Raw genomic sequence first — 16,821 nt, forward strand, 5'->3', positions numbered from 1 at the left:
GGAGTTTCGCCGCCGGGCGGCGAAATAAAATCGGATCATTTTCGGGCGCGGCGTGTACGTGTCCGAAAATACTTCTCCGGCTGCAAGCGTCAAACCGTCCGCCTGGGGCGGACGGCGAGGCGCGCGGCAGACTGCAAGTCTCTTTTGGAAAAAGGCGTTCCGCCTTTTTCCAAAAGCTCGGGCGAGGCATACCTGATGCCTCGCCCTTTATTGTTTCGGACTCAGACCAGGATTAAACCCTAAACTCCCTGATCGTCCAACCTCCAGGCACCGTCCGCGCTGTCCCGGACGAGGATCATCTTCCAGTTGGGATAGTAACCCCGAAAGGTCTCGTCGTCTTCAATGGTAAAGTTACACAGCAGGACGATTACGTTTTCTTCCGCCACCCCGTTTATACTGCCTCTTCCGTATTGCATGTATGAAACGCGGTCTGCCTCGCACGCCTCCTCGTCGAACCACAGGTCGTTCAGAACCCGGGAAGTCGCCGTTTCGGCAAAGTATGTTCTGACGCAGTCCATTGCTCCCTGGATTTCGTCCTCCGTATAGGCGATATCCGCCGCGTCATGCCCGGAAGCCGGGCCGCCGCTTATTTCCGAAGCTTCCGCGTTTGTTTCCGCTTTTTCTTCGCCGACGGTAAAATCAGCCCAAACCGTGCGCTTAGTTTGAGGAGCCGCTTCATTGGCGTACCATACTTCGGTAACGATACGGTAATTTCCGGTTTCCAGCTTGTAAGACAGCATATATGGCGTAAGTGTATAAGTCTTGCCGGTCCCGACGGAAAGCTCCGTCGCCGTTAAATAAAAAAGCGTATCCTCTGTGAAAGGTACTGTCCGCCAGCTACTGCCGACCTTTTTTACAAGAACGAATTCCTCACCGCACATCAGACCGCTTTCCATTTCCCGGTTCGTCAGCGTGGCCGTAATGGCTCCAAATTGCGGAGAATACGCTGCTGCGTCGGTGGTGAACGTGACCCTGTCATATTCGTAACTTGGAAACCGATATATTCCCCAGCGGGACGGGCTTGCTTCGTCAGCCGGATTGACTGCCAGCCCCACTCCCGCAGCCGCGGCGAGCGTTGCGGCCGCAATGATGACCCATGCCGCCGGCTTTCTGAAATTCAGCACGTTTTTGATCCGCCCCTCCACGTTCCCTTCCCCGAAAGCAAGAGGGCTGCCGTTTATCATGCGTTTCTCCGCCGCCAGCGAAAGGAGTGACGCGGAATAGGCTTTCCGGATCCCTCCGCCCATTTCCCGGATTACTCTCTCATCGCAGCATCGTTCCATATCCGTGCCCATTAAGACATAGGCGGCCCACACCAGCGGATTGAACCAATGGATGCTCAGAACCAAAAAGGCAAGCGGTTTGACAACATGGTCATACCTTCGGATATGCGTCAGCTCGTGTCGGACAATATAGCCTTTTTCCTCCTCCGCAAGTCCTGCGGGGATATAAATCCTCGGCCTTAAAATACCCAGGACGAAAGGCGTTTTCAGGTTGTCCGCCTCGTATAGATTCTGCCCCGTGTTACGAGCGCTTTTCAGGCGGCTTTTGAGAATAAAAATTGATAGGACGCTGTAGATCAGCATTACGGCAATGCCGGCGAACCAAACGACGCTCAATAGGGGAATCACGGAATTGGCCACTGTTTTCGGCTCCGAAATACCGTCTCCGGCTGTGACCACATAGCTGCCGCCCTCGTCGGCGGAAACCGGCGTCCTGCCGGATGCCACGGCCGCTTCATATTCCTTTGTATGATCGTGAAAATACCATGTCTCTCCGATATAGTCGTCTGTCCACGAGGACACAATGGAACCGTTTTGCAGCCCGGAAGGGATTGCTGAAACAGGGCAGCTCAGAGACAGAGGGCAGACGAGGCGGAATAAAGCTATGCTCCACAGGGCATACGAAATGACGCTCGGCGCTTTTTTCAGCGGCAGCCGGACCAGCATAATGAAGACAATCACATAGCTTGCGGTCAGGCTCAGGTTCAAAACCGACAGAAAGGCCTTTGTCACGGCGTTTCCTCCCTGTGCTCGTCAATCAGCTTTTTCAGCTCTTCGGCCTGCCGTTGGCTGAGCTTCCCGCTTCCTATAAAGGCTGTCAGAAACCGGGGGAGAGAACCTCCGAAGGTATCCTCCACGAAGCGTCTGCTCTCCCCGCCGTACAGTTCGTCTTTTTTGACAAGAGACGTGACCGTTGCGTCCTGATTCCGGAATATGCCCTTTTCGCATAAATTCTTTAAAACCGTGTAGGTTGTGGATTTCTTCCAGTTAAATTCCTTTTCGCACAGCTTCACCAGTTCGCCTGAGCCGATGGGCTCGTTCCGCCAGACAAGCTCCGCGAATTTCGCCTCGCTCTGCGCCAGCTTGGTATCCTTCATACGTGATCCCTCCTTGGTCTATATTTCATAGACCGCATTTCAAGTCTATTCCTTATAGACCAGAATGTCAAGAAGAATTATCGCAGATACTCTGCTTGGTTTGCTCGAAGAATCGTCTCCCCTCACGTTCCGCCGGAAAACAGGATTTTCAGCGGAAAGCCGCCTATTTGTTCTGCGCGGATTCATCCGAAACGCCCGTCTTATCCTTGCAGATAGTCTTCAGCAGACTGAACCAAAATAGGATAAGCAGAAGATCGTAATGATTGTGAGACAATTGATTCAGCGGCATGTTCGGCAGGTATAAAACAGCGAACAGCGCCGCCGTTATGACCGCATAACTCCAGTCGGCCCTCAGCCTCCCCTTCCGGAACCATTCTTTTATATGATCCATCAGGAAAAAAACAGCGATCACCAAAGTATAGACATGCAGCCAGACAAGGTATGGGATCATATCGTAGTACCTGGCCGTATGATATCGGACGATGGGGTCGATAAAATTCAATACCGCCAAAGTAATTGCAAGAAAGCCGATTTTACAGATACCATATAGTATCGCTTTTTTGTTGTTCAACAAACACATATCCCCCTTTTCCGATGGATCCGGCTGGCGGAACGAACAGGCCGTCTCTCGGCTTATTCAAGAAAAGCCCCGGCTGCAAATGCAGCCGGGGCCCGTTCTACTGTACTTATTCTTCGTCTTCGCAGCCGCAGCCGCAACCGCAGCCGTCCTCGCCCAGGTCGAACTCCAGCTTTTCGCCGCAGTTGGGGCACTGGACGCCGCCGCTTTTCAGAATCTCCTCGTCGATGGTGATTTTTTCCTCGCAGGTGGGGCATTCCACCTCGTAGTACTCTTCGTCGTCTTCGTCTTCTTCGTCCTCGTCGTAGACGATGTCTTCCACCTGCGCAAGATCCTCGCTCAGCTCGTCGATCTCGTCGCCCAGAGCCAGATGGTTTTCCTCCAGGTCGGCGATGCTCAGGCCCACGTCCTCCAAAATGTCGATGATGACGGAAAACAGCTTTCCTTCCTTGGTCTCGGTGTCAAGGGTCAGGCCTTCGCTCAAGCCTTTGAGGTAAGCCACTTTTTCAGAAATAGTCATTCGTATTCTCCTTTTAAAATGTCAGTTCTTGCAGCGTTCCAGGTATTCTCCTGTGCGCGTGTCCACCTTGATTCTGTCCCCGATGTCGATAAAGAGAGGCACTTTGATGGTGGCTCCCGTCTCCAGGGTGGCGGGCTTGGTTACGTTGGTGGCGGTGTCGCCCTTAAAGCCCGGGTCGGTCTGAGTAACTTCCAGCTCAACGAAGTTGGGGGGTTCGACGCCGAATACGTTTCCCTTGAAGGAAAGGATTTTGACAAGGGTGTTTTCCTTGATAAAGCGAAAGCTGTCTCCCAAAACACCCTTGTTGAGCGGGATCTGCTCGTAGCTTTCGGTGTCCATGAAATAATAGAGATCCCCGTCGTTATAGAGATATTCCAGATCCTTGCGCTCCACGTAGGCCGGCGGGAATTTGTCCGACGGATTGAACGTGGTCTCGGTTACGCTTCCGCTGATGACGTTGCGCATCTTCACCCGGACGAAAGCGGCGCCCTTGCCCGGCTTCACATGCTGAAACTCCACTACCTGCATGACGTTTCCGTCCATTTCGAAGGTAACCCCGTTGCGAAAATCGCTGGCTGAAATCATATACCGTCCTCCCGATCCAATCGCCCGGTCCCCCGGGCTGAGTTCTGTCGATTGCCACAAATCATTCTATAATAGAATCCGCTGTTTTGCAAGCATTATGTCCTGTTTTAAAGAATAATCAGGTCTTTTTGTGCCTTTGTGATCACGTCGCAGCCATAAGGCCGCAGCACCATCATGTCCTCGATGCGCACGCCGAATTTACCCGGCAGATAAATCCCCGGTTCCGCGGTCACCACCGCACCCTCCGGCATGGAAGTCTCGTCCCCCGGGGATGCGTTGGGTATCTCATGGATCTCAATGCCCACGCTGTGGCCGAAGCTGTGGCCGAAGTACTCTCCGTACCCCGCCCCGTCGATGACGTTCCGCGCCGCGGTGTCGATGCTTTTCCCCGTCTGGCCCGCCCGGGCGGCCGCGATACCGGCAAGCTGCGCCCGAAGAACGATATCATAGACCCGCCTCATCTCCTCGTCCGCAGATCCCAGGGCGACGGTGCGCGTCATGTCCGAGCAGTATCCTTCCGCGATGCAGCCGAAATCCATGGTCAAAAATTCGCCGGTTCTGAGAACACGGTCCGTTGGGACCCCGTGGGGCAGGCTGGAGTTGGGCCCGGACACCACGATGGGGTCAAAGGACATCTTCTCCGCTCCGCGGCGCAGCATGCGGTAGGCGAGCTCCGCCGCCACCGCTTTTTCCGTCAGACCGGGCCGGATTACATCCAGGATCTCCTCAAAGGCCCCCTCCGCGATCCGCTGGGCCTTCGTTATCGCCGCGATTTCGCTCTCGTCCTTGGCGGCTCTCAGTCCCGTGAGGATGCTCTGGGCGGGAATAAACTCGGTCTTGATGGCGGCGACATAGGCCCGGTATGCGCTTACGCTGAGATGATCCTCCTCGAAGCCCAGCCTGCGGATACCGCTGGCTGCCACCGCCTGGCGGATGGCGGCGTTATAATTTTTGCTTCTGTCCACCATTTCGACCTCGGCGTCTCCGATGGACGCCCTGGCGGCTTCGATAAAGCGCGAGTCAATGAAAAAGAAGTTTTTTGTTTTGGTAACGACGGCGATACCGTCCGTAGAGTCAAAGCCCGTGGCGTAAAAGCGGTTGGCCTGGCTGGTGAGCAGGAAGCCGTCCAGCTCCAGCTCCGGGAGCTTCTCCGCGATCTGAGCAAATCGGTTTTTCTTCATGTTATCCTCCTGTCCGCCGCAGTCGCGGCGAAATGGTACGGCGCTCCCTCTTTTCATCCGGTGCGCCGGGTATCCGCATCAGAACGATTCCCTATTTTCCACTCTCCTCCGGTAGAGCTCCTTCATGGCGGCGGCGTCCTCGCTCTGCTCTCCCGCGGATTCGCAGATGACGGTGGGCGTGTATCCCCGTTCCGCGATACCTGCGGCCAGCGGTTCGAAATCCGGCCCCCAGCCGGGATCGGAAAAGTTCAGGTGCCGTTTTTCGCCGCCCCGGGGACTGTACTCCACCTTGGAAAAATGGCAGTGAAACCCGGCCGCCCTCTCTTTTCCCAGCGCCCGTTCCATATCCGCCAGTACGCGTATCGTCTCTTCCGCTCCGAACAAGCCCAGGCTTCTGGCATACAGGTGTCCGAAATCGACGCAGGGAATCAGCCTTTCGCTTAAATAACACAGCTCCAGCACTTCGGTGAGGTCTCCCAGCTGATTTGTCTTTCCCATCGTCTCGATGCAGAAGAAAATGCGTCCGAATCCGGCCTCCTCCGTCTCGGTCAGGAGGCGGGCAAGGCTCTCCCGGGCGTTTTCCAGCGCCTGCCGCCGGGAAAGACCCATAAGGCCCCCGCAGTGCACCACCGCCCGCTCCGCTCCCATGGAAGCGGCCGCTCGGCAGCTGTCTAAAATATAGCGGCGGTTTTTCCCGTAGCCCTCGTCGCTCGTATTTGTAAGATTGATAAAATAGGGCGCATGGAGGGAAAGAGTGATCCCGTGCTCCTGCGCCGCCCGTCCAAGGTCCTCGGCGGCAGCCCTGCCGATGTGGACGCCCCTTCCGCACTGGTATTCATAGGCGTCCAGCCCGATGGAGGAAAGCCAGGCCGGAGCCGGCAGCGAGCTCCGGCTCACATTCTCCAGATACCTCCTGGAATTGCCCGCCGTGCCGAATTTCGCCTTCACCGGCCGGCCCCTCCTCTTTTCCTGCCCAGGATCCGTGCCGGGTTCTCCAGCCAGTACACCAGAATCCTCCCCGGTTCTCTCAGCGGTTCCACCGGGTCCACCATAATTGCTGTAAAGCCGCATCGCTTTGCTCCTATGATGTCGGTAAACAGCAGGTCTCCCGCCACGGCGGTCTCCTCCGCCCTCCCCCCGGCGGCCTGCAGGGCGCGCAGGAGGCCTCTCCTCCGGGGTTTTCCCGCCCTTCCGATATACGGTACCCCCAGAAACTGTGCGTACCGTTTCACGCGGTCCTCCGACCGGTTGTTGGAGACAATATACAGGCTGATCCCGTTTTCGGCGAGGCTCTTCGCCCAATCCATCACCTCGGCCGTAGGCTCGGAGACCCGGCGGGACGCCAGGGTATTGTCCAGATCGCACAGAAGAAGGCGAATTCCCCTCTCCCGCAGCAGTTCCGGAGTAATTTTCGTGAACCTGGAAAGAACCAGATCCGGCAGCATTGAAAAACTCATAACCGTCCTCATATCCGCATACTTTAAATCAGGGTCCGTTTGAAAAATGGAACGCAGTCCACAGTCGGTACATTCTCCAGCCGGGTTATGGCAGCGTCCTGTTTGTTTTGCATCGACCGAGTATTTCGCTTTATATTTGCAGCAATCCACACGCTGTTTTTCAAACGGACCCGCAATATTATAATAAATTCCTCATGAATTGCCGGGTATCCTCGGCCGGTCGCATGCCGCAGCCCATGGCGCCGGCGGGTCTTCTCCCGCGGGCGTAAAGGACACGCTGTTGCTTTTATTGAAAGTACAGCCGCGCCATTCGGCATGTATTATAGCCGATTGCGGTTACCTGGAATAATAACCGATTTGCGGCTGTTTTACCACAAACGCGCAGCGTTTCGTGGTATTTGGCATCGTTTGCGGTTCCGTCCGAAGGGCGGGAGCAAACCGCGCCGTTAACCTGGTATAATAGCCGATTTGCGGCTATTATACCACAAAACGGACTATAGAAACAGGGTGATGCGGTTTTGGTAAACATGACTGTAATTCTTGCCGCCCCGCCGGATCAGCAGGCGGCCCTGCGCTTCGGCGTGCCGGTCGCCCACATGGGATACCGGATCGGGCCGGGCGGCCGGCTTGCCCGCGGCAATCTTCCCTCCATGCTTCGCGGGGGGCTCCTGATGCTCAGCGACTGCGGCTTCACCTCTCAGCTCGGGTGGGAAAACCTGTGCCGTGAGATCCTCCGGGAGTGTCAGGACAGACACTTTGAGGGCGTGGTTGCGGATTTCGAGACCGAACTCAACCCCCAGCTGGGCACTCTTCTTGCCGAGCTGTTTCCTCAGCTGGAAAAGCAGAAGCTTTCCTTCTACGTGTCGGAGCCCTATGCCGGCTTCTGCGTCGGGGCCCGCGTCCTCGTTTCCACCGCGCTCTCCGGCGGAACGCTGGTGCAGAGGCTGGGAGAGGCTTCTCACAAATATGGCGCCGCCCGCATCGCCCTGGATGTCCAGCGGGTCTCCATGGAATTTCCTCTCCCCTGCCCCGGCGGGATCGGCGCGGCTCTGCCTCTCTTCTCCCTCCAGAAACTCCTGGCCGAGCGCGAGCCCCCGGTCTTTTTCTCCCCGGAGCTCTGCGCCTACTATTTTCTCCTTTTTGAAAAAGAAGAATACCGCCTGGTTCTGTATGACGACGCCTGCAGCATTCTTCAGAAGCTGCACCTGGCCCGCCAGTTCGGGATTCGGGAGGCCTTCCTGATTTTCCCGGAAGTGCAGGACATTGCAAGGGAAATTATCTGAATAAAACAGAATGCCCCCGAAGTATCTTCCGCAGTAACTTTCTTAGTACCGGCCGCTAAAAAGCCCTGTGCATTTTGCACAGGGCTTTCAGTCTGATTAACTCCGCGTCCGCGCCGGGCCTTATCAATAGAACTTCTTGTTCTTGTTCTTTCTCGCGGCTTCGGATTTTTTACGGCGCTTTACGCTGGGGCTTTCATAATGCTCCCTTTTCCGGAGCTCTGAGAGCACGCCGGATTTTGCGCAGTTCCTCTTGAATCTTTTCAGGGCGCTTTCTAACGACTCGTTTTCCTTAATTCGGACTTCCGACACTATTTTCCCTCCCTCCGATATACCAATGGGGGGTCCCGCAATCCGCTCACGGAACGGATCAGTAATGCTTTGATACAGATATTATATTAACCTTTTGTTCCATTGTCAAGTAAATGCCAAAGGATTTTCCGCGCGCGGAAACCTCCCCCGCGGCACGGAGAAAAGGAAACTTCCTATACTTCCGGCCGCAGAATGAGATTGATGAGCTTATCCTGGACATAGATCACCCGGACAAGCTTCATTCCCGCCGTCAGCCTTCCTATCTTCTCGTCCGCCTTCGCAGCTTCCAGGGCTGCCGCCTCTCCGGCTCCCAGCGGAATTTTCACGGTGCTTTTAAGCTTGCCGCCCACCTGTACCGCGATATCCACCTCTTCCTCCAGGGTCTTGGCCTCGTCGTACTCCGGCCAGCTCTGGCTGCAGGCCATACCCTTGCCGCCCAGCATCTCCCACAGCTCCTCGCAGATGTGGGGCGCGAAGGGAGACAGCAGGATTAGAAGCGTCCGCATATCCTTGCGTGTAACGCCGTTTGTCGCGAAATCGTTGACCAAAGACATAAGAGCAGCGATGGCCGTGTTGAATTTCATCGCCTCGATGTCCTCGCCCACCTTTTTGATGGTCCTATGGATTGCCCGCTCCGAAGCGGGGGTATATTCCTCCCCCGGCGCCGCCGTCTCCCCCAGGTTCCACACGCGGTCCAGGAAGCGCTTGCAGCCTTTCACCGCCGCGGAGGACCAGGGCGCGGCCTTCTCGAAGTCCCCGATGAACATGATGTAAAGACGCATGGTATCCGCGCCGTACTGCTCAACGATGTCGTTGGGGTTTACCACGTTGCCCCTGGACTTGGACATTTTTTCTCCGCCCTCGCCCAGTATCATCCCGTGGCTGGTCCGCTTCTGATAGGGCTCCTTGGTGGGTACCACGCCGATGTCGTACAGGAATTTATGCCAGAACCGGGAGTAGAGAAGGTGCAGCGTCGTGTGCTCCATGCCGCCGTTATACCAGTCCACCGGGGTCCAGTACTCTAACGCCTCAGGAGACGCCAGGGCCTTGTCGTCTTTCGGGTCGGTATACCGCAGGAAATACCAGGAGGAACCCGCCCACTGAGGCATGGTGTCCGTTTCCCGCTCCGCCTTTCCGCCGCAGCGGGGACAGGTAGTCTCCACCCAGTCCCGCATCTTCGCGATGGGCGACTCCCCCGTGTCCGTCGGCTCGTAGGAATCGACGTTGGGCAGTACCAACGGCAGATCGCTCTCCGGAATGGGCACGTATCCGCACTTCGGGCAGTGGACGATGGGGATCGGCTCCCCCCAGTACCTCTGCCGGGAGAAGACCCAGTCCCTGAGCTTGTAGTTCACCTTGGCCTCCCCCAACCCGCGCTCAATGAGCCAGCGGGTGATGGCCTCCTTGGCGTCGGCCACTTCCATGCCGTTTAGAAAACCGGAGTTGACCATCCTGCCGGTTTCAACATCTGTAAAGGCTTCTTCCTGTACATTTCCTCCCGCCACGACCTCCACGATGGGAAGGCCGAACTTCTTGGCAAACTCCCAGTCCCGGGTGTCGTGTCCGGGCACCGCCATAATGGCGCCGGTTCCGTACGTGGCCAGCACGTAGTCGGAAATGAAAATGGGAATTTCCTCTCCCGTCACGGGGTTCACGGCGCGTACGGCCAAAAGCTCCACGCCGGTCTTGTCCTTGGCCATTTCCGTGCGCTCAAAGTCCGATTTCCGGCCCGCCTGCTCGCAGTACTCCCGCACCGCCTCAGGATTTTTCAGCCTGTCGGACCACTTTTTCACATATTCGTGCTCCGGCGCCATCACCATATAGGTGGCGCCGAAAAGGGTGTCCGGCCGGGTGGTGAAAACCCGGAGCTTGTCCCCCGCCGTGGTGGCGAAATCCACCTCCGCGCCGGTGGACCGGCCGATCCAGTTGCGCTGCTGGGTCTTGACCCGCTCGATGAAGTCCAGATCGTCCAGATCGTCCAGCAGCCTCTGGGCGTATTCCGTAATTTTCAGCATCCATTGGCTTTTTTCCTTGCGGATCACGGGACTGCCGCAGCGCTCGCAGACGTTGTCCACCACCTCTTCGTTGGCCAGCACGCATTTACAGGAGGTGCACCAGTTCACAGGCATTTTCGCCTTGTAGGCAAGCCCATGTTCAAAAAGCTTGAGGAAAATCCATTGGGTCCATTTATAGTAAGAGGGATCGGTGGTGTTGATCTCCCTGGACCAGTCGAAGGAGTACCCCAGCATGTCCAGCTGGGAGCGGAAGAAGGCGATGTTTTCTTTCGTAACCTTGGCCGGATGGATATGATTGGCGATGGCGTAATTCTCCGTGGGCAGGCCGAAAGCGTCCCATCCCATGGGGAACAGGACGTTGTACCCCTGCATCCGCCGTTTCCGGGCGATGACGTCCATGGCGGTATAAGGCCTTGCGTGTCCCACGTGGAGGCCGTGCCCGGAAGGATAGGGAAACTCTATAAGCGCGTAATACTTGGGGCGCTTGTCCCCGTTTTCCGCCTGGAAACATTCCGCCTCGCGCCATTTGTCCTGCCACTTTTTTTCAATCCGGCCGTAATCGTACTTCAATCCGTTCAACCCTCTTGTTCTGCTTATTTATCCGTCCCTTTCATTTCCGCGGACGGCTTGTTTCTGTCGTTTCTCCGGGACTCCCCGGTATCTGGAGAAATTTACTGGGCCGTGATCCCTGGAATGCTTACGGGAACCGCGTCGTTCCACAGCCGTTCCAGACAGTAAAAGCTCCTGGCCTCGGCGGAAAACAGGTGGACCACCACGCTGGAAAAATCCAGCAGGACCCAGGTTCCTCCACGGTATCCCTCCATGTGGTGCAGCGGGATTCCCTGTTCCTTGAGTGCCTTTTCCGTTTCGTCAGCCAGGGCTTTGATATGTGTGCGGGATGTGGCGGTGCATATTACGAAATAATCCGCCAGCGTCGTGACCGCCTCGGTATCCAGTACCCGGATTTCCGTTCCCTTCTTGCTGTCCAGTACTTTTGCAATCAGTTCCGCTGTGTCTTTCGGTGTCATTAACCTTCCCCTTTCAAAGAATTCTGAATAAAAACGTGCCTTGTCGGCATCATGATGCGGTTGTGGAACCGGATCCCCCCGCCGCCGGTCCCGAGGTCGGCGTAGGCTCTGCCGATGCCTCGGTGGGTGCCGGTGTTTCGGTGGGTTCCGTGCTCGGTTCGGTGGGTTCCTCGCTCGGTTCGGCAGGTTCTCCGGAGGGCTCCGGTGTCGCCGTGGGGGTCGCCGTCATCTCCGGCGTTTCTTCCGTGGGCGTCGGCGTCTCCGATACGCTGGGAGTGGCGGTGGGCTTGGCCGTGGTATGAGCGGAACCGTCCCCGTTCAGAGTCCCCGTGCTGGAGGAAAGGCTCCCGTTTGACAGGATGGACATGATATCCAGCCGGGAAGCCGTGATGTCTTCATAATACGGGTTGAGCGTCGCGTTCACCAGAGTCAGAAGCTCATCCTCGTGCAGCGTCACATAGGACTGATTTCTGAACGTGCCCGTACTGTTGGGCAAGGTATAAAAACTGATGTCCTCGGAGTCCAGCTTCATAAACTGCTGTCCGAACCAGATCATATTGCCCACGCTCAGGTCGCTGTCCACATATTCGGAGAATATCTCGGCAAACTGGCGGATCTTCGTGAGATTTCCGATCCGCAGGGTCTGCTCCGCCACGGCTTTCAGAAACGCCTGCTGCGTTTTGATTCTGCCCAGGTCCGCGTCCGGATATCCCTTCCGGAACCGGACGACCCCGATGGCCTCCTCGCCGGTCAGGTGCTGCATACCCTTGTCGATATGGATATGCAGGTTTTGGGTGGGATCGTCGTAGTTCATGTTGATGGGCACGTCGAAGTCCACTCCCCCGATGGTGTCCACCACCTTTACGAAGGCTTCCAGATCCACCTTGATATAATAGTCCACGTGGAAGCCGATAATTTTGGAAAGCTCTTCCTCCAGCCGCTCCACCCCGCCTACGCCGTAGGCGGAATTGATCTTTTTGATGCTCCAGCTGACATTGATCATGGTGTCCCTGGGTACGCTCACGATATTCAGCTTCTGGTTTTCCACATCGTAAGACGCCACCATGATGGTGTCCGTGTTGCCGTTTCCGTCGTCGGTTCCGCACAGGAGGAAGGTGTAAAATTTATCTTTGCGGTCTGACAGTACGTTGCCGCCGGTTTCGTCGCCGGGATTGTCGCTGACTGTGGGATCCCCCGGAATCTCCGGGGCCCGCACGAAAACCGCGTAAGCGGCCAGGCATACGACCAGCAGCGCGGCCACGGCAATCAGCGCAATGACGCCCTTCTTCATTTTCTTTTTTTTCAATCTTTTGCCGCCGGCCTGTCCGGCGTCGTGTGAGTCGTTATGGTCCCGCTCTTTCATGCGTTGGTCTTTCCTTTCAGCCAGTCCTGCGCCCTGACGGTCGCCGGATGGACCGGGCTTCCTTTTTCCTTCATTTCCTCCACCGTCATTTCAAGGCCGCGGAGGAGCGCCGAGTCCAGATCCCGGTACGCGAGGGCGCGCAGTTCTTCCACGCCCGGGAAAACCCGGCTGGGCTCAATATAATCGGCAAGATAGATCACCTTCTCAAGAAGGGTCATATCCGCCTTGCCTGTGGTATGCCAGTAAATTGCGCCGTACACTTCGTCGGACACTCCGAAATTCTCTCTGGCGATGGTGGCGCCCGTCTTTGCATGCAGCAGTTTGTTTGCCGTTTCTTCAATTTTATCAAGTATAATACCATACTGCCGGCACAATTGCAACTGCTGGGGCAGCTCCAGCCGCTTGGTGCAGTCGTGCAGAAGCGCGGCAATTCTTGCCTTCTCCGGATCCGCGCCCCAGCGCCCGGCCAGCTTCACGGCCTCCTCCTCGCAGCCAAGCACGTGGGGCACCCGCTTGGGCGCCAGCATGGAAAGAGCGGCCGAACGCAGCCCGTCCAGATCCCGGACAGGCTCCCGCCCGGCCCGCATTCCGTAAAGCCCCCGGCATGCGATGTAGTTATAGACGTCCGGATGTAAGTACTCGCGTCCAAGGCCCTGCGCCAGCAGCTCCCGAAGGTGGGAGGAGGAGATGTCCACCGCGGTGTTGACGACCACGTCCACCCTGGCGCCATATGCCGCCGTGAGGTACTGCCTCTGCCGCTCGATGGCCGGAAGCCTGGGCTGGGACGCCCGGGGAAATACCGCCACCCGGACCATGGACAGGATCCTTTCACTCTGATACCAGTCCTGCAGGGTGAGGAACATGTCGGTCCCCACCAGCAGCCAGAACTCCGCGCCGGGATATCTCTCCTGCAGCTGCTCCAGCGTGTGCACCGTGTAGCTTTTTCCCCCCCGGCGCAGTTCCGTGTCGTCTGCCTCGGCGCAGCAAAGGCCCTTTGAGGCCATACGCAGCATTTCCATTCTGGCCTCCCCGTCCGGGGACTGGTCCGGCAGTTCCTTGTGGGGCGGCAGTGCCGAGGGCGTCAGCAGCAGGAGATCCAGCCGCAGCTGCTCCGCGGCGCTTTTCGCCGCCTGGATGTGCCCGATGTGAGGCGGATTGAAGGTTCCGCCGTATAAGCCGATTCTTTTGTAATCCAGCATTCACTGACCTTCTCGTTATAAAATTGAGAATATATCGTTCCTACGGTAGCTTTACCCTCTCGGCCCGCGGCTCCCTCCGCCCTGCTTCGGCCCCGATCGTTTCCCGAATCCGTCCCGCTTCACGGAGATTGCCGGCCGTTTCCCTCCGGCGGCGCTCCCTCCCGTTCCGGCGGGCCGCCGCACCTTTCCGGAAGCGGCCTTGACGAAAGCCTTTTTTCCCGGCCCGCCCTGCTTCAGGGCCGTCTTTCCCCCGGCCTTCGGCCCTTTTGGTTCTGGCCTTGCTTCCTTTTGCTTCTTGTCCGGATTTTCCCGGTAGAGAACGAACCGGCTGCCGATCACCTGGACGCCTTCGCTCTCTGTAAGCGCTGCCAGACGGTCACACGCCTCCCGTGCCGTGAGCATGGCTGTCTCCAGCACCCGGCACTTGATGAGCTCCCGGGCTGCCAGAGCGTCCCTCGCCTGCTTGACCACAGGCTCGGTGATTCCGTCCTTCCCGATGTGAAGGATGGTGTCCAGGGAGTTGGCCTCGGCCCGGAGGGCGGCTCTCTGCTTACCTGTCAGCATGGTATTTCCTCAATTCCTCTAAAAATTGGTTCAGCGCCCTCGCCCGATGGGACACTCGGTTTTTTTCTTCCGGCGTAAGCTCCGCCATGGTCCGCCTCAGCTCCGGAATGTAAAAAACGGGATCGTAGCCGAATCCGCCGCTTCCTCTGGGTTCCCGGAGCAGCTCTCCCCGGCACTCTCCACGGACTTTTACCGTGTCTCCGCCGGGAAATACGCAGGCGATGGCCGATACGAAACGGCACCGCCGGTTTTCTTCCCCTTCCATCTGACGAAGAAGCAGCTCCCAGCGTTCCCTGTCGGAAAGCCCTTCGCCGCCGTACCGGGCGGAATATACCCCCGGTTTTCCTCCCAGAGCGTCCACCATGAGGCCCGAATCATCCGCCACTGCCGGTAGATTCGACGCTTCCGAAGCCGCCCTCGCCTTGATAAGGGCGTTTTCCTCAAAGGTTTCCCCCGTCTCCTCCGGATTGGTGGAAATTCCCGCCTCCGACTGGAGCATGACCTGGATTCCCAGTCCCTCCAGGATGGCCCGCATTTCGGCAAGCTTGTGCCGGTTGTTGCTGGCAAGGATCAGTTTCATATAAGATCTCCCGTGATCGATTTCTGTATAGCGTTGAGCTCCCGGATTCCGGCCCCGGCAAGCCGCAGCAGCTTTTCCTGTTCCGCCGGGGTGAAGGGTCTTCCCTCCCCTGTGGCCTGGAGCTCGATGAGATTCCCCTCGGAAGTCATGACGCAGTTGAAATCCACTTCCGCCCGGCTGTCTTCTTCATAGCACAGGTCCAGAAGCGCCTCCCCGTTCACGATGCCGGAGCTCACGCCGGCCACAAAGGTCCGGATGGGGAGTTTCGCCAGCTTGCCCTCCGCAACCAGGCGGCGGCAGGCCAGCACCAGGGCCAGAAATCCTCCGGTGACCGACGCGGTGCGGGTTCCCCCGTCTCCCTGCAGCACGTCGCAGTCCACGATGATCTGCCGCGGCCCCAGAAGCTCCAGGTCCGCCGCGCTCCGGAGCGCCCGGCCGATCAGGCGCTGGATTTCCGCGCTGCGGGGTGAAAGTTTGAGTTTTGAGATGTCTCTGGCAGTGCGCTCCCGGTTGGCTCTGGGCAGCATGGAATACTCCGCCGTGATCCAGCCCCCGCTTTTCACATGCAGGGGCACTTTTTCCTCCACCGAGGCGGTGCAGAGGACCCGGGTCTCTCCCATCTCCATCAGCACGCAGCCCTCAGCGAATTTGGTATAATCGGAGGTGATCTTCACCGGGCGGAGCTGGTCCGCCCGCCTGCCGTCGATTCTTGTCATACTGCTCCTCCCGCGGAAACCGCGGTTCTTTCTTCGTTTTTCTTAAAAATCACGATATTTCGACAATCGGTCTGCGCCAAAGCGCCCTGCGCTTCTTGGAAATTTCTTTCCGTTACAGCAGCGCGTCCACAAAGGCTCTGGGATCGAACTCCACGAGGTCTTCGATCCGCTCGCCCACTCCGATGTATTTCACGGGGATCTTCAGAGCGTCCGCCACCGCGATGACGATGCCGCCCTTGGCGGTCCCGTCCAGCTTGGTGAGAACGATCCCGGTGACCCCCGCCGCTTCCTTGAACTGCCGGGCCTGCACCAGGCCGTTTTGCCCCGTGGTGGCGTCCAGCACCAGGAGGGTCTCCCGGTCCGCCCCCGGCAGCTCCCGGTCGATGATCCGGCTGATCTTGTTCAGTTCCATCATAAGGTTCTGCTTGTTATGGAGCCGCCCGGCCGTATCGCAGAGGATCACGTCCGTCCCTCTGGCCTTGGCGGCGGAAATGGAGTCGAATACCACGGCGGCAGGGTCCGCCCCCTCGTGCTGCCGCACGATGTCGATGCCGGAACGCTTGGCCCAGATTTCCAGCTGGTCGGCCGCCGCCGCCCGGAAGGTATCCGCCGCGCAAAAGAGGACCCGGCGTCCCTGGGCCTTGAGAAGGCTCCCCAGTTTCCCGATGGTGGTGGTCTTCCCCACCCCGTTGACTCCGATCACAAGGATGACGGAAGGGCGGGTCCCCAGCCTGGGCGCCCGGTCCCCGGTCTCCAGCATCTCCGTGAGGATGCTCTTGAGCTCCTCCCGGATCTCCTCCGCTCCCTTGAGTTTTTGGGTCCGGATCCGCTCCCGGAGCTCCTCCGTCACCCGGAGGGAGGTCTCCACCCCCAGATCCGCTAAAATCAGGGTTTCCTCCAACTCTTCGAAAAAAGCCTCGTCCGCCCTGGAAAAACTGCCGAACAGTCCCCCCAGGGAACCTCCGAGGGCCTTTCGGGTTTTGGAAAGGCCCTCCCGGATTCGGTCAAACAGATTCATGTCTTGTCTATCTCCCCTTTCGCCCGGAGCCTGTCCCCCGGGCGAA

The 16,821-nt window shown here is 57.8% G+C and carries 18 protein-coding genes; 1 reads left to right on the top strand and 17 read right to left on the bottom strand.

Going from position 1 to position 16,821, the window contains the following annotated elements:
- Nucleotides 1-239: 239 nt before the first annotated feature.
- From B9A13_RS03210 to B9A13_RS03245, 8 genes are all read right to left on the bottom strand, one after another.
- Nucleotides 240-2,015, bottom strand: a complete 1,776-nt coding sequence (locus B9A13_RS03210; RefSeq protein ID WP_084233621.1) for a M56 family metallopeptidase — start codon at nucleotides 2,013-2,015, stop codon at nucleotides 240-242.
- A complete protein-coding gene (locus B9A13_RS03215; RefSeq protein WP_084233622.1) occupies nucleotides 2,012-2,380 on the bottom strand; it encodes a BlaI/MecI/CopY family transcriptional regulator in 369 nt (122 codons plus the stop codon). The genes B9A13_RS03210 and B9A13_RS03215 overlap by 4 nt, the downstream gene beginning before the upstream one ends.
- Before the next feature lie 163 nt (nucleotides 2,381-2,543).
- Nucleotides 2,544-2,954 carry a hypothetical protein gene (locus tag B9A13_RS03220; RefSeq protein ID WP_143806864.1) on the bottom strand — a complete coding sequence of 137 codons (411 nt, stop codon included), beginning with the start codon at nucleotides 2,952-2,954 and terminating at the stop codon, nucleotides 2,544-2,546.
- A gap of 112 nt (nucleotides 2,955-3,066) precedes the next feature.
- A complete protein-coding gene (locus B9A13_RS03225; RefSeq protein WP_084233624.1) occupies nucleotides 3,067-3,477 on the bottom strand; it encodes a CD1247 N-terminal domain-containing protein in 411 nt (136 codons plus the stop codon).
- Between the two features lie 21 nt (nucleotides 3,478-3,498).
- Nucleotides 3,499-4,062 carry an elongation factor P gene (efp, locus tag B9A13_RS03230; protein ID WP_084233625.1) on the bottom strand — a complete coding sequence of 188 codons (564 nt, stop codon included), beginning with the start codon at nucleotides 4,060-4,062 and terminating at the stop codon, nucleotides 3,499-3,501.
- Between the two features lie 107 nt (nucleotides 4,063-4,169).
- A complete protein-coding gene (locus B9A13_RS03235; protein ID WP_084233626.1) occupies nucleotides 4,170-5,243 on the bottom strand; it encodes a M24 family metallopeptidase in 1,074 nt (357 codons plus the stop codon).
- Between the two features lie 78 nt (nucleotides 5,244-5,321).
- A complete protein-coding gene (locus B9A13_RS03240) occupies nucleotides 5,322-6,191 on the bottom strand; it encodes a TIM barrel protein (protein WP_084233627.1) in 870 nt (289 codons plus the stop codon).
- A complete protein-coding gene (locus B9A13_RS03245) occupies nucleotides 6,188-6,700 on the bottom strand; it encodes a YqeG family HAD IIIA-type phosphatase (protein WP_159448009.1) in 513 nt (170 codons plus the stop codon). The genes B9A13_RS03240 and B9A13_RS03245 overlap by 4 nt, the downstream gene beginning before the upstream one ends.
- 518 nt (nucleotides 6,701-7,218) lie before the next feature.
- On the opposite strand from B9A13_RS03245, the gene B9A13_RS03250 reads away from it, so the two are divergent.
- On the top strand, nucleotides 7,219-7,983 hold the full coding sequence (locus tag B9A13_RS03250) for a hypothetical protein (protein WP_084233629.1): 765 nt from the start codon (nucleotides 7,219-7,221) through the stop codon (nucleotides 7,981-7,983).
- Nucleotides 7,984-8,106: 123 nt separating this feature from the next.
- On the opposite strand, the gene rpsU is transcribed toward B9A13_RS03250, so the two are convergent.
- The 9 genes from rpsU to ftsY all read right to left on the bottom strand — a co-directional run bounded on the left by rpsU (nucleotide 8,107) and on the right by ftsY (nucleotide 16,775).
- The gene (gene rpsU, locus B9A13_RS03255; protein WP_084233630.1) at nucleotides 8,107-8,292 is read right to left on the bottom strand and encodes a 30S ribosomal protein S21; all 186 of its coding nucleotides are present in this window, start codon (nucleotides 8,290-8,292) and stop codon (nucleotides 8,107-8,109) included.
- Between the two features lie 173 nt (nucleotides 8,293-8,465).
- Nucleotides 8,466-10,877, bottom strand: coding sequence for a leucine--tRNA ligase (gene leuS, locus B9A13_RS03260; protein WP_084233924.1), 2,412 nt, complete (start codon nucleotides 10,875-10,877; stop codon nucleotides 8,466-8,468).
- A 101-nt stretch (nucleotides 10,878-10,978) separates the two neighbouring features.
- Entirely contained in the window at nucleotides 10,979-11,335 is a 357-nt protein-coding gene (gene rsfS / locus B9A13_RS03265) for a ribosome silencing factor (RefSeq protein ID WP_084233631.1), read from the bottom strand.
- Nucleotides 11,336-11,384: 49 nt separating this feature from the next.
- A complete protein-coding gene (locus B9A13_RS03270; protein WP_159448010.1) occupies nucleotides 11,385-12,641 on the bottom strand; it encodes an LCP family protein in 1,257 nt (418 codons plus the stop codon).
- A 53-nt stretch (nucleotides 12,642-12,694) separates the two neighbouring features.
- The gene (nadD, locus tag B9A13_RS03275; RefSeq protein WP_084233633.1) at nucleotides 12,695-13,897 is read right to left on the bottom strand and encodes a nicotinate (nicotinamide) nucleotide adenylyltransferase; all 1,203 of its coding nucleotides are present in this window, start codon (nucleotides 13,895-13,897) and stop codon (nucleotides 12,695-12,697) included.
- 51 nt (nucleotides 13,898-13,948) lie between these two features.
- On the bottom strand, nucleotides 13,949-14,461 hold the full coding sequence (locus B9A13_RS14645; protein WP_084233634.1) for a YhbY family RNA-binding protein: 513 nt from the start codon (nucleotides 14,459-14,461) through the stop codon (nucleotides 13,949-13,951).
- Nucleotides 14,448-15,041, bottom strand: coding sequence for an XTP/dITP diphosphatase (locus B9A13_RS03285; protein ID WP_084233635.1), 594 nt, complete (start codon nucleotides 15,039-15,041; stop codon nucleotides 14,448-14,450). Before B9A13_RS03285 ends, B9A13_RS14645 begins: the two co-directional genes overlap by 14 nt.
- Nucleotides 15,038-15,757 carry a ribonuclease PH gene (gene rph, locus B9A13_RS03290; protein WP_084233636.1) on the bottom strand — a complete coding sequence of 240 codons (720 nt, stop codon included), beginning with the start codon at nucleotides 15,755-15,757 and terminating at the stop codon, nucleotides 15,038-15,040. The genes B9A13_RS03285 and rph overlap by 4 nt, the downstream gene beginning before the upstream one ends.
- A 112-nt stretch (nucleotides 15,758-15,869) precedes the next feature.
- Nucleotides 15,870-16,775 (bottom strand): signal recognition particle-docking protein FtsY, encoded by a 906-nt coding sequence (gene ftsY / locus B9A13_RS03295; protein WP_084233637.1) that lies wholly within the window; start codon nucleotides 16,773-16,775, stop codon nucleotides 15,870-15,872.
- Between the last annotated feature and the right edge of the window lie 46 nt (nucleotides 16,776-16,821).

Origin of the sequence: Papillibacter cinnamivorans DSM 12816, from assembly GCF_900176335.1 — a bacterium.
GTDB lineage: Bacteria > Bacillota > Clostridia > Oscillospirales > Oscillospiraceae > Papillibacter > Papillibacter cinnamivorans.